Here is a 12,949-nt window from a genome sequence, read left to right on the forward strand (position 1 = left end):
TGAGTAATTTATCTTCATATAATAAGTTTAAAGAAGTAATATTATTATATATTGGTTACTTTATCGTCTATATTATCTACTAAATCTTCACTGTCTTTAGCAATCTGTTCTAACATATCCTGTAAATGTGATACTGATTCTGCTACTTCTTCAAACTTAGAATTTATCTCTTCAGTAGAAGCCCAAATTTCTTCAGTAGAAGCACTTGTTTCCTCTGTCTTACTGGCTTGGTCTTCACTTGTTTCAATTACATCATCCATATTTTCAGTAATTAAGTTTGAAGCTTCAGAGATTGAATCAAAAATATCAACAATACTATTCTCATCAGATTCTTCAGTACCTATAGTAATTTCACGCATATTATGTGTAGCACCTTTTACTCCATTAATTATATCTTGGATTTTTTGCGTTGAGGTCGCACTCCTTTCAGCTAACTCTCTAATTTCATCAGCCACTACTGCAAAACCTCTACCTTGTTCTCCAGCCCGTGCTGCCTCAATTGCAGCATTTAAAGCTAATAGATTCGTCTGCTCAGTAATCTCCATAATTGTATTGGAAATTTCGCCAATCTGTTCAACTTTATTTTCTAAATTCTTCATGGATTCAATCGCATCATCTAAAATCCTATTACCATATTCAATCTTTTGATCTGTATTCTTAATTTCAGAAAATGTTTTTTCTCCTGCTGAATATATATCATGGGAACGATCAGATAATTCTTCAATAGTAGTAGAAACCTCTCCAATGACTTTACTGACCTCACCTATTGAATCTCTAGATTGATTAGTATTCTGATTAACTTGCGTCACACTCGCAGTTGCTTCTTGTAAGACTGTCTCTAAATGTTCAGCATTTTCATAAATATCTTTGATGATTTGACGAATAGTACTCAACATATAATTATAAGACTCACCTAATTCACCTATCTCATCTTCACTGTCAATTTCAATCTTCTGTGAGAAGTCTCCAGCTGCTACTGTCTGGCTAACTTCTACTAAATCTAGAATTGGTCCTGTAATTCTCTTAGCAAAGAAATTAATAATTAAACCAGCAATCAATAATAAGATGATACTAATCATAATCACCCTATTTCTAGATTCATTCATAGCTGCTGCAGTTTCATTGAAATCAAGACCTATCCTTAAAGCCATTCCATTATACGGAACTATTATTTCATAAATGTAATCATTCTTTAATTCCAATAACTGAGTCTTATATTCTCCATTTTTAATTACTTGCCCTAGCATACCTTGATTCTTTTTAACATAATTCTTTAATTCTGCCTTGAATTTTTTATAATTACTGCTACTCTCCGTTATTTGTAAGTTCTTATCTATAATTGTTATGTAAGAGATTGCTTCTTGGCTACTGACTTGGTCTATAATCTTTTGTAAACCTATTTTCTCATTCAGAGTAGTTAAAACACTAGCATCCATCCCTACTTGAACTATACCTGGTTTATCTAATCTACCGACTCCAACAAACTTAAATAAAGTATTATCTACATCACGAACCATAGCTTTTTGAGCTACCACTTTATCTGGATTATCTAATATCGCTCTAAATGGATAAGCTTGTGCCTCTGGATCATCTGGAAAAGTAAACCCTAATCCGTCTGTAAAATTAGTTAAAGTTACTGTTCCATTGCCATCAGTAATCCAAAATTCATCAATCCCAGTCTCTTTAGATAATTTAATTAGATCTTGATTATTAATATCACCTGCTGCTACTAAATTAGCTAATAATTTAGCTTCAGCTATCATATCTTGTTCTAATACATTTTCAGCTTGTTTATAAGCAGTTTCAGCATTCATACTACTAGTCTTAATTATATCTGCTAATACTTCACCTTGCCTTCTAAAATTAGCCATCGTTTCTGTATGGTTTTTATAAATAAGATAGCCAGAAATAGTTGTTACTACTAAGACTAAAATCACCATCATTAAAGCTACTAATTTAAATCTTAAATTAGAACGTAACTTCTCAACTAAATTCATACTTATTATCTCTCCTTACTTGATAAATAAAATTAATAAAACCCTACCCTCAATTAATAAAAGAGGGATAGGGTTAATCCACTTATAAACCTATCATCCCCTCCGGCAGTCTGACAATCATAGCATATATTATACCGTAGATTCAAGACTTTGCGACCTTACCTTTCGATAAGCGTGCTATTTTACCAGGGATATTTTAATTTATGTAAATTATATTTACTACTCATATGTAGTATTATTATACATATAGTCTAATTTTGTAGTAATTTGCCTTGTAATCTTAATTATATCAGTTGTCTCAAATACTGTCAAGGTAACATAAATTATCTTGATTAAATTATAATCCATTATATATAATAAAAAGAGGTAGCAATTAATCATTTTGTAATTTATTAATAAAGTTGCAAGGGGAAACTACAAAAAAGGGGGAGTTGCTACCTCTTTAAATTTATCATCTATTAAATTAATTTTAAGGGGTTAAAATTATTAATCAATGGTTATTTATTTCTACTTACTTATTTTCTGTTTTCTTATAAGGGATTCGTTTAGACGGTTCGAACTGACTTTTTGCCTCTTTTAAAATTTCTTCATACATACCAATGTTTCTATCTTCTAAATGATCAAAGATCATAGGGGATTTAGTACCGAAACTTACATTCTTAATAGGATCATTATCTAATTCGACAGCAATAATTTCTTCAACGCCTCGGGCTTGAGCTAATTTCTGTGCGATTGGACTTACAATCATACTATGACCAAAGTTATAATTATTACCAGCGTCAGGTCCGACAGCATTTACACCAATCATATATACATGATTGTCATATGCTCTAGCTTTATTTGTCATTTCCCAAATATCAAAGCTTCTTAATAAGGCTGATGGTCTAAGAATTACTTCTGCTCCTCTAACAGCTAACAATCTACTTAATTCTGGGAAATCACCATCATAACAAAGGATCATTCCAATCTTACCTAATTCAGTATCATATACTTTTGCCTCTCCACCCGGAGTAGCCCAGCCGCCTCCAGCTAATCTTTCTGTAGGGAAAGGATGAGTCTTACGATAAACTCCTACTACTTCGCCATCAGGTCCAATTAGAGCTGACGAATTATAAACAACACCTGGTTCTTCACCACATTCATAAGTTGGTAAAACAACATAAACTCCATGTTTTTTAGCAGCTTCTGCTACTGGATCAGTTACTTTACCTGGAATAGGACTTACTAATTCATATAACTCATCAGCTGACATAGCAGGATCAAATCCTGTAGTTATACTCTCAGGAAAAACGATCAATTCAGCTTCATATTCATCTACAGCTTTATCTATCCATTTAACAACCTTATTTAAATTAGCTTCTACATCATTAGGTTTAACAGCGATTTGTACACCTGCTGCTACAAAATTTTTCATATCTATTCACTCCTTAAATTATGCTATCTGATTAACAGCATCTTTATCAGCACAGATTTGTGTTCCAGTCTTACCTTCAATAGCTTCTAAAGCTTGGTCTAAAGAAGTAATAATAGCTCTCTCTCCACCATTCTTCACAAAGTCCACTACAGCTTGTACTTTAGGTCCCATGCTACCAGTACCAAAATGACCTTCTGCTTGGTATTCTTCCATCTCGGCGATAGTTAGTATACCTAAATTCTCTTGTTGTGGAGTACCAAAATTAATTGCTACATTTGGTACATCAGTTAAAATCATCAAAATATCAGCATCTACCTCTTCAGCTAATTTACGAGTAGCCAAGTCTTTATCAATAACTGCTTCAACACCAGATAGTTGTTCGTTCTCATCTTCAACTACTGGAATTCCTCCACCTCCAGAAGCTACAACAACATTGTCATTAGCAATTAATTCTTTGATAGATTCTGTTTCTACAATCTTTTGTGGTACAGGGGAAGCAACAACTTTTCTCCAGCCTCGTCCACTATCTTCTATCCAGTTTTCATCCTTTTCTTCCATAGCCTTTTTAGCTTCTTCTTCAGAATAAAAAGGACCAACTGGCTTAGTAGGATTTGCAAAAGCCTCATCGTCTTCATTAACAACTACCTGAGTTACTGTAGTAAGCACATTCTTATTAATATCTAATTCTCTAAAAACATTTCCTAAAGATTGTTGTACCATATAACCAATTTGTCCCTGAGTCTGTGCCCCACAAATTTCTAAAGGCATAGGTGGTACTTCATCACTACCAGCTTCATGCTGAATTAAAAGACTACCTACTTGCGGACCATTACCATGACTAACTACAACCTCATAGCCACTATCAATTAACTTAGCTATCTGTTCACAAGCATTCTTAACATTAGCTAACTGTTCATCAGCAGTGCCTTCCTGTCCAGCCTGTAAAATTGCGTTTCCTCCTAATGCTACTGCCACTCTCTTCTCCATTATTCAATCACCTTTCCAATTTATGATTTAATATTCTCAAAATTAATAGCCAAAATATATAATCTATTATTTAATTCAAAAGTTAAGTTTAAAAGAGACCAAGGAGGACTGAACTAAAAGATGTAATCCACCTTGGCCTTTTTTAATAGGACTCTAATTTATAGAATATCTTAATTGATTCTTACTCCATTCCGTCAAAAGCAACTACACGAGAAATACTAGATTCACCGTCTACCATTCTCCAAGGGAAACATCCAATAGTAGTTCTTTGATTTAATAATTCATCAATTTCTCCACCCATGTTCTCAACATGAATGATTCCTTCTGGGAATAATTTAGTGTGCATTAACTGACGACCTTCATCAGGGAAAATTTCAGTTAACGGCTTACCAAGCTTTTCTTCACACTCTTCAGCTAAGTCTGGTCTTAACTTACGAATAACTGTATTCATTGGGTGATCTGCAGAACCACAATCAACACCAACCCACTTAATTTCTTTCTCCATACACCATTCAGCAAATTCCATGTTAGGTCCAGGATGCTTGCACATATAAGCTTCTTCATCAGCTTCTTCCTTATTATATGCATAATGATGGTATCCTGTATGGATAATTAAAATATCACCTGTCTTAACTTCTACTCTTTCTTCGATCATTTCTGGAGTATAAATTCCATACTCTCCTACAGCATCGCTAACGTCAACTACTGCTGCTGGTCCAACTAAATCTTCTAAAGGAATACTAGCAATATCTCTACCAGCAGTCCAGAAATGGCGCTCTCCGTCTAAGTGAGTACCAACATGGTTACTAGTTCTAATAATTTGACCATTTACCCTTTCAGTAGATAGTCTTTTGAAATACTTCATTTCAAATGGTTCATAAGTTGGCCAAGGTGGTGTAGAAGTACTTAATGGTTGAGTTAAATCATACATTTTCATTATAAATCGCCCCTTTTAAATTTTTTAGTTTTTATTTATAGATTATTAGGGGAAGATCCTAAAATCTATCCCCTAATCTAATCCGCATAGTAATTAAACCACTTCTATCTTTGGTCTATCTCCATCTAAAAGTTCATCAATAACTTCTTCATTATGCTCTCCTAATTCAGGAGCCCGTGGCTTAGAATCTTCTTCAGGTAAATTAGTCATCTTAATTGGATTACCAGCTACTGCCATGTCTTCTTCATACCCATCTAAGTCAAGTAACATATTCCTAGCTTGTACTTGTGGATAATCGAATAACTTATCAACAGTATTAATAGGGCTAGTCGGTACTCCATGATTATCAATTATCTCTACCCATTCATCAACAGTCTTTTTAGCTAACTCTTCACCTAAGACTTCATTTAATTCCTCGATGTTATCTGATCTATCAGCATTAGTCTTAAAGCGAGAATCATCTATTAAATCTTCACGGCCAATTGCTTCACATAACTTGCCCCATAGAGTATCATTCCCAGCTGCAATTACAAACCAACCATCCTTAGCTTCGAAAGCCTGGAAAGGAGTAATAGATGGATGACGTGCTCCTAATGGCTTTGGTGCTTCACCGCTCACCATATACCGAGCAATTGCATTTTCTAAAATAGCAACCTGACCATCTAACATAGCTACATCTACTTTTTGACCTTCACCAGTTGTATTTCTCTGATGTAAAGCAGATACAATACCTGTAGCAGTAAACATTCCAGCTACTATATCACCAACAGATACTCCAACTCTAACCGGTGATCCATCTGGTTCTCCAGTAATGCTCATTACACCACTAGCAGCTTGAACGATCATATCATATGCTGCTTTTTTAGAATCTGGACCACTATGACCAAATCCTGAAGTGGCAGCATAGATTATTTCGGGATTAATCTCTTTTAAAGTTTCATATCCTAATCCTAGCTTCTCCATAGTTCCAGGTCGAAAGTTCTCAGTTACAACATCAACCTTTTCTACTAACCGTTTAAATATTTCTATATCTTTCTCATTTTTTAGATTCAAAGATATACTTCTTTTACCACTATTTAAACTAGCAAAGTAAGCACTCTCCTCACCGTCTTCAAAGAATGGCCCAAAACTTCTAGCATCATCTCCAACGCCTGGGCGTTCAACTTTAATTACATCGGCTCCTAAGTTTGCTAGCATCATTGTACAATATGGTCCTGCTAGCACTCGAGTTAAATCTAAAACCTTAACTCCCTCTAATGGCTTACTCATTACTTACACCTCCCGAGTATTATATTAATTTAAAATTAACCTCTATATTTCTTAGCAAAAGCTCTTAAAGCATCTTCAAAACAGTTCTTCGGAGGATCTACTAAACCAGCACCAACCTGTCCAACTCCTGGATCCTTATGAGCAATTCCAGTATTAATTGTTGGTAGGATTCCAGTTTCTACAACCTTACGAACATCAATTCCTGTAGCTGTTCCTCTAAAGCCCATACTTGGAATAGTGAATGTATCATTTTCCTCTACACTAATTTCATACATAGACTTAGTGAAGTTAACTGCATCTTCAGGTGTGCCGCCTACAAAACCAACGATTGCTGGTGCAGCCGCCATAGCGAATCCACCAATTGCAGCAGTTTCAGAAATTGTACTGTCTCCAATATCTGGGTTAGCATCGTCAGTGCTATAACCTGGGAAGAATAATCCATCAATTACCTGAGCTTCTCCTGTAAACCATTCTTCTTCTAGTCCACTAATTCTAATTCCGAATTCAACACCATTTCTAGCCATAGCAGTAATAATTGTACTTCCTTCAATACCATGAGCTGCATCCATAGTAGCCTTGCATGCTGGCATTGAAATATTTAAATAAAAGTGTTCATTATCTGCCATGAAGTTAATCATATCTTTAATAGTATCGTTATCTATATCAGTTTGTAATAAATATGGAGTGATCTCTCTAATGAATAATGCACTACCAGCTTTATTACGGTTGTGACACTCATCACCCATATGAATAGCTTGAGAAGTCATATTTTTAACGTTAATTCCGTCTTCCATTAAACTTAAAGCTTCTTTAAGTGCAGGAGCTAAAGTATTTTCAATCCACTTTAACTTTTCAATTACTTCTTCACTATAGGCACCATATCTTAATACTTTACCTAAACCTTCGTTAATTGTACAGAATGCTTTATTTCCTTGATCTTGATTTTCAACAACATATACTGGCATAGAAGCAGAAGTAACTCCAGCCATCGGTCCTACAGCTTGGTGGTGGTGGCAAGGATCAAAAGTAATCTCACCAGAACCAGCTAATTCAACTGCTTCATCTTCGTCTTCAGCTAATCCTTCATAAATCAATGCTCCAATTACAGCACCTTTCATTGGTCCACACATATTTTCCCATTCTACCGGTGGTCCAGCGTGAAGGATAGTCTTTTTAGTCATTTCTGGAATTACATCCCCAGCTGTCTTAATATCAACTAATACAGGTTCTGCATTTTGCATTCTTTCAACTGCTTTTGCATTTGCTTCTTTAATACTAATACTCATTAATATAACCTCCTTGAAATTTACAGTTTAATTTAAATTTATATTTTAAAAATTTAGTCTCAAAAAGAATTAATCCATTAATGAATCTAATAGTGAAGCTAGTTCAGTATCTCCCCCTGCTGGAGGTTCCCAATCCATCTGAACTACATCAACACCTTCTTCTTTTAAACTTTCTGCGAAAGAATCTAAACCAATATTAATAACTTTTAATTTCTGGTTAAAAAGTTCTAAAATCTTCTCTTCCACAACCTTCACCACCTTTCTTAGGAGAAATGAATATATAGTTAATTTAGTTAATTTCCTGAACAATTTTAGCTGCTAATCTAGCTGCCTGTGCATTACTAGGCATTACAATAGCGCCAACTTCTTCTAACTTTGCCGTCTGTTCTTCTAAATCTTGTGGGTCATTTGCTGTTCCACAAACAGATACAATTGTAGTTAAGTGTCCACCGCGAGCTTCAGCTTTTTCTTTAGCTTCTTTAATAGCTTCTGCTAATTCTCCAGCTGGATTCTCATGAGAACCATAACCTAACACAACATCTGCTAATAAGATGGCCATTTCTTCATCTTCAGCCTCTACTTCTACTCTTTCTACTCGAGTAAATGGTTCAATCATAGGATGAGGTCTGCCTTGAGTAAACTCATCTTCTCCTAAGTCAAGAGCAGTATTTTCTTGACTCTTAGTATTATCTTCAAGTACCCATTCAGGCTTTAAAGGAATGTTAGAATAAAGTGCATCCAATTCATCTGCTAAGATTAACATCGATTCATCACATAATGTTCCACCTGTATAAAGTCCTCTTAAATATTTCTGTGCATCACTATATTTTGCAGTCTCTTCTTCAACAATCTTAGCTACTTCTTCTTCTGGAATAGTGAATTCTTTAGCTTCATACTCTTCACCTTCACTTAAAGCTACTGCTTTTAATGCAGCTTCCTCTAAATTACTGCTATAAATAGCTTTAGTATCAGCAAATAAATCTTCATTTCCACCTAAGAAGTTCACTACAACTGGCTTATCAATTTCATCAACCTCTGCTAAAATCTTTTTAACAACTTCATCAGCAGGTGGTTTAGAAACTAATACAATAACTTCAGTACTATCGTCAGCAGCTAATGCTTTTAATCCTTTTAGCATCTCTCTACCGCCAACTTCTGTGGATAAGTCTCTTCCTCCAGTACCAATTACTTGAGAAACTCCTAATCCACTTTTATCGATTATTGTACTAACTTCTTGAGCTCCTGTTCCGGAAGCTGCTACTAAACCAATATTACCTTCACTAACTACATTAGAGAATGCTAAAGGTTTATTATTAATAACAGCAGTACCACAATCAGGCCCCATAAGTAGTAATCCTTTTTCAGCTGCCAATTCTTTTAGTTCAATCTCTTCTTCTACTGGAACATTGTCACTAAATAACATTACATGTAAACCTTTATTTAATGCCTTTTCTGCTTCTTTCTTAGCGTAATCTCCTGGTACAGAGACAATAGCTAAGTTAGCACCTGGCATAGCATCTAAAGCTGAATCTAAAGTACGTGGTCTATAATCTTCATCTCCACCTGCACTTGCTTTAGCTTCTAATGCTTCTGTAACAGAATTCAATGCTTCCTCTGCAAGTTCATCTGTATCAGCTTCAATAGCAACCACCATATCCTTTGGTGAAGCATTATCAGCCTCTTCAGTTAAAAGCCCTACATTTTCTAATAATTCTTTGTTATGAGGAGTAGCCATTACTACTACTGCCTCAGTCATTCCTTCCATACCCTTGATATCTTTAGAAATTGACATCAAAGTTACAGAATCATAATAATTATTTTCATCAATTACAACTTTTTTAGCCATTTAACTTCCTCCTTATCTTCGTTAAAAGAATAATTTATTTGTAATTACCATCTAACATATTTAATAAAATATATCCCCCAGTTAAAATACCTGTTGCTATATCAGTTCCAGATGTACTACCTCGGGATAAAAGCTGTAATGTACTACAAAAAACCTCTTCATCCCCACCCAAAAATAAAGCATTAATTAAACTCAAAATAACTTCTGAAACCTTTCCTTCAAGGATATATTTTAAAGTTGACTTACTAACTAATGTTGTCCTACTTTCAGCTGCATCTAACAATCTATTCTTTAATTCTAAATCAATATAATCTATATTTATCCTTGCTTCAATAATCTGTAGCATAGTATAAAAACCAACTAAGAAATCATCTCCAGCCGGAGTTAGTCCTGGACCTAATCCTATTAAATCTTGTGAACTTTTAATTATCTGTTCTTTATTGTTATCCAAAGTAGCTTGAATTAAATTGGTTATTATAGGAAAGGCTTTTCTTGAAACTGGATTCAATGATTTATTTAGTTTCTGCTGATTCATTTCCTCTGGTACTATTACCTGTGGTAATAACGCGCCAATTTCACCTACGCCAGCAGTCTCTCCTTCTCTAGAGAGAATCTCTATAAAGAATTGGAGATTTTCTTTGAACTTAGATATATTTTCAATAAAAGAATCAAATTTTAAGTTACCATCCCAAGTTTTACTTCCATCTACTTCTATTTGAAATCGTTTCCTTTTAAATTTAATAACTTTAGGAGTCAACTTCACTTCTTCTCTAGGCTTAATTCCAAAACTTGTTAAGTCAAGCATTTGAGAAGATTCTAATACTAAATTATTTGGTGCATTTGAATTAATAGTAGATATAGAAACTAATTCTCCAGTTTCTAACTCTAAATTAACCACTTTTTTAAAAACACTTTCTACTTGCGCCAACAAAGCTTGATGAGTTACTAATTTTCTTTTGAAATCTGAACCAATCCTTAAGCTTTGTAGTCTCATTATAATCTTCCCTACTAAATTATTTTTTATTCGATAGCTTATACTATTCTATGACATACTCTGAAAAGTTTCGACACTTTTCAGATGCCTCTATATAATATATTCTATCTTACTACCTTGACTCCCTTTATAAACAAATTATGATCATCAATCAAATATATTGTTGATATTTCACAATGAGACTCTTGTAAACTACTATTATATGTAATATCAAATATAAATAATAATAATATAATTATTTATTATCTTCTTCAGTATCTAATTTCTACTATTTTTCGACATTTGCCTTTGTGAAGATACTATAAAAATATTCTATGTAATTATGTATATTTTATAAATTGCGGTTTTTTTAATTTATTTATAATTCAATAACTACAATTACTAAATAAAAAAGCTGTCCCTAAAAACATCTAGAGACAACTCTATAAACAATATTATATCCAATTATAACTATATCTCCTTAACCAGCTAAAATTTTATTTAAATTCCTTCTTTATTAAAATTCATTAACTTTAAACCTATCTCTAAATTAAGCCTTTGCTCTCTATCATCTAAATCCACATCCATTATCTTTTGAATACGCTCTACTCTATATAAAACACTATTGTAATGTAAAAATAAATTGTCAGCCATCTTCTTGAGATTACCATTACAAATAAAATACTGTTCTAAAGTATCAACAAATTCTGTATTATTCTTTTGATCATATTCAACTAATGAACGAATAGTATCACTTATAAATGAGTCAATCTCATCTGATTCAAGATTATATAATAATCTATAAATTCCTAAATCATCAAAGAAAACAATATTACTATCTCGTTTAATAACATTAACTACTTTAAGAACACTTTTAGCTTCTTCATAGCTATCTTGTAAACGCTTTATATCATCATAATAATTCCCTACTCCTACTATTAATTCTTGTTTAACTAACCTATCCGTTATCCTTAGTAGCTCTTGCACAAATTCTGTAATTTGATCCTGTAATTTTTCTAAAGTTGTCTGCTGCTCTTCTACAGTTTTATCTACATCTATATCCACAGGATATAATAGAATGATGTTTGATCCTCTATCTCCTAAGATCACTTCAGGATACTTGTTTTTTAAATATAAATTTAGCTCTGATAAAACTGTAGACTTTAATTCCTGAAAAGTTTTCTGACAATTATTAATCGATCTTTGATTTGCTGTTAAGTCAAATAATATCACTGTATAATTCTTATTTAAATCCCAACCGATTGAATTTGCTCGTTCCATAACTGTTATCCGTGAATCAAATTTACCAGAAGTGATATCATATAATAATTCATTACGATATTTTCGTTCAACTTCAAAAATTGCTTGTTGATTAACCATTTCTAAAGCAGCTACAGTTGCAGAGCGCTCTATGGCCATTAAATCTACTTTTTTTAATTTTTGATTTACTTCCCAAACAAAAATATGACCTCTTAATTTACGTCCTCCCATAATAGGAATTGACATCTGATATAAATCATTATCATTCATCTCAATTTCTGTTCTTTTAAAACGCCCTACTAATTTATCTTTTTTGATTAATTCCTTATCTAAATAATTACTGCCAAGTTCATCACCTTTAGGTATAATATCAGAAAGATTCATTTTCTCTTCTTTACATGGTGAAAAAGATAAAATTTTAAATTTAGGATCAACAATTGCAACAGGACTATTAATTAATTGGGATAAAGTACCTGTTATCTCAGATATTCCTCCACCATCCAAAACTACATCCATTAAATGACTATGCATATCAAAGGACATCTTTAAAAAACTGGCCTGTTCATTCAAAATTTCACTTAAAACAGTCTCCATTATTTCTGAAAACGAAACTTCATAAGGTAATTCCAATAAAGGAAAACCTAATTCATCAGCTTGTTTAACCATCATTTCTGGTATTTCTTCTATATACCGCCCAGGTTTAATTCCTAAACCAGCTAAGTTACTATCATCCAATTTTGGAATAAGAGTAGATAATAATTTAAAATCATCTCGCATTGAATAAGTTGTCGTAATCAAAAACTCGCCTTCTTTAACCCAATCTAAAATATCTGGAACTTCCATTACATTAATATACTTAATAGTATTATCAAGACCTTGTTGACCTGCTATTACTTTAACATCTTTTAATGGGTTTAATTCTAAAGCTTCTCTAACTGTAATCCCTATCTCTTTTGGCATATCTATTCCCTCCTCTGATC

General features: G+C 33.3%; 10 protein-coding genes and 1 riboswitch. All 10 genes read right to left on the minus strand.

Translation table 11 applies throughout. The features are described 5' to 3' along the window. Positions 1-44: 44 nt before the first annotated feature. Positions 45-1,997 (minus strand): methyl-accepting chemotaxis protein, encoded by a 1,953-nt coding sequence (locus B5D41_RS01850; RefSeq protein ID WP_078808900.1) that lies wholly within the window; start codon positions 1,995-1,997, stop codon positions 45-47. A gap of 101 nt (positions 1,998-2,098) precedes the next feature. After that, positions 2,099-2,186, minus strand: a riboswitch (cyclic di-GMP riboswitch). A 322-nt stretch (positions 2,187-2,508) separates the two neighbouring features. Continuing rightward, positions 2,509-3,411, minus strand: a complete 903-nt coding sequence (locus tag B5D41_RS01855; protein ID WP_078808901.1) for a carbon-nitrogen hydrolase family protein — start codon at positions 3,409-3,411, stop codon at positions 2,509-2,511. Between the two features lie 18 nt (positions 3,412-3,429). Beyond that, entirely contained in the window at positions 3,430-4,398 is a 969-nt protein-coding gene (gene arcC, locus B5D41_RS01860) for a carbamate kinase (RefSeq protein WP_078808902.1), read from the minus strand. A 181-nt stretch (positions 4,399-4,579) separates the two neighbouring features. Next, positions 4,580-5,335 carry a cyclase family protein gene (locus B5D41_RS01865; protein ID WP_078808903.1) on the minus strand — a complete coding sequence of 252 codons (756 nt, stop codon included), beginning with the start codon at positions 5,333-5,335 and terminating at the stop codon, positions 4,580-4,582. Positions 5,336-5,428: 93 nt separating this feature from the next. After that, complete coding sequence (locus B5D41_RS01870; protein WP_078808904.1) at positions 5,429-6,604, minus strand: CaiB/BaiF CoA transferase family protein; 1,176 nt, start codon at positions 6,602-6,604, stop codon at positions 5,429-5,431. Between the two features lie 35 nt (positions 6,605-6,639). Further along, the gene (locus B5D41_RS01875; RefSeq protein WP_200806395.1) at positions 6,640-7,890 is read right to left on the minus strand and encodes a YlbE family protein; all 1,251 of its coding nucleotides are present in this window, start codon (positions 7,888-7,890) and stop codon (positions 6,640-6,642) included. A 69-nt stretch (positions 7,891-7,959) separates the two neighbouring features. After that, positions 7,960-8,136 (minus strand): hypothetical protein, encoded by a 177-nt coding sequence (locus B5D41_RS14210; RefSeq protein ID WP_200806396.1) that lies wholly within the window; start codon positions 8,134-8,136, stop codon positions 7,960-7,962. A 43-nt stretch (positions 8,137-8,179) separates the two neighbouring features. Continuing rightward, on the minus strand, positions 8,180-9,736 hold the full coding sequence (fdrA, locus tag B5D41_RS01880; RefSeq protein WP_078808905.1) for an acyl-CoA synthetase FdrA: 1,557 nt from the start codon (positions 9,734-9,736) through the stop codon (positions 8,180-8,182). Between the two features lie 34 nt (positions 9,737-9,770). Continuing rightward, on the minus strand, positions 9,771-10,730 hold the full coding sequence (locus B5D41_RS01885) for an oxamate carbamoyltransferase subunit AllH family protein (protein ID WP_078808906.1): 960 nt from the start codon (positions 10,728-10,730) through the stop codon (positions 9,771-9,773). A 480-nt stretch (positions 10,731-11,210) separates the two neighbouring features. Next, positions 11,211-12,929 carry a PucR family transcriptional regulator ligand-binding domain-containing protein gene (locus B5D41_RS01890; RefSeq protein WP_078808907.1) on the minus strand — a complete coding sequence of 573 codons (1,719 nt, stop codon included), beginning with the start codon at positions 12,927-12,929 and terminating at the stop codon, positions 11,211-11,213. Positions 12,930-12,949 lie beyond the last annotated feature (20 nt).

Source organism: Selenihalanaerobacter shriftii (assembly GCF_900167185.1).
Taxonomy (GTDB): Bacteria; Bacillota; Halanaerobiia; order Halobacteroidales; family Acetohalobiaceae; genus Selenihalanaerobacter; species Selenihalanaerobacter shriftii.

What these genes read in the sequence shown, in the direction of transcription:
- B5D41_RS01850 (WP_078808900.1), bottom strand. Translation starts at nt 1,997, where the DNA reads ATGAATTTAGTTGAGAAGTTACGTTCTAATTTAAGATTTAAATTAGTA.
- B5D41_RS01855 (WP_078808901.1), bottom strand. Translation starts at nt 3,411, where the DNA reads ATGAAAAATTTTGTAGCAGCAGGTGTACAAATCGCTGTTAAACCTAAT.
- arcC (WP_078808902.1), bottom strand. Translation starts at nt 4,398, where the DNA reads ATGGAGAAGAGAGTGGCAGTAGCATTAGGAGGAAACGCAATTTTACAG.
- B5D41_RS01865 (WP_078808903.1), bottom strand. Translation starts at nt 5,335, where the DNA reads ATGAAAATGTATGATTTAACTCAACCATTAAGTACTTCTACACCACCT.
- B5D41_RS01870 (WP_078808904.1), bottom strand. Translation starts at nt 6,604, where the DNA reads ATGAGTAAGCCATTAGAGGGAGTTAAGGTTTTAGATTTAACTCGAGTG.
- B5D41_RS01875 (WP_200806395.1), bottom strand. Translation starts at nt 7,890, where the DNA reads ATGAGTATTAGTATTAAAGAAGCAAATGCAAAAGCAGTTGAAAGAATG.
- fdrA (WP_078808905.1), bottom strand. Translation starts at nt 9,736, where the DNA reads ATGGCTAAAAAAGTTGTAATTGATGAAAATAATTATTATGATTCTGTA.
- B5D41_RS01885 (WP_078808906.1), bottom strand. Translation starts at nt 10,730, where the DNA reads ATGAGACTACAAAGCTTAAGGATTGGTTCAGATTTCAAAAGAAAATTA.
- B5D41_RS01890 (WP_078808907.1), bottom strand. Translation starts at nt 12,929, where the DNA reads ATGCCAAAAGAGATAGGGATTACAGTTAGAGAAGCTTTAGAATTAAAC.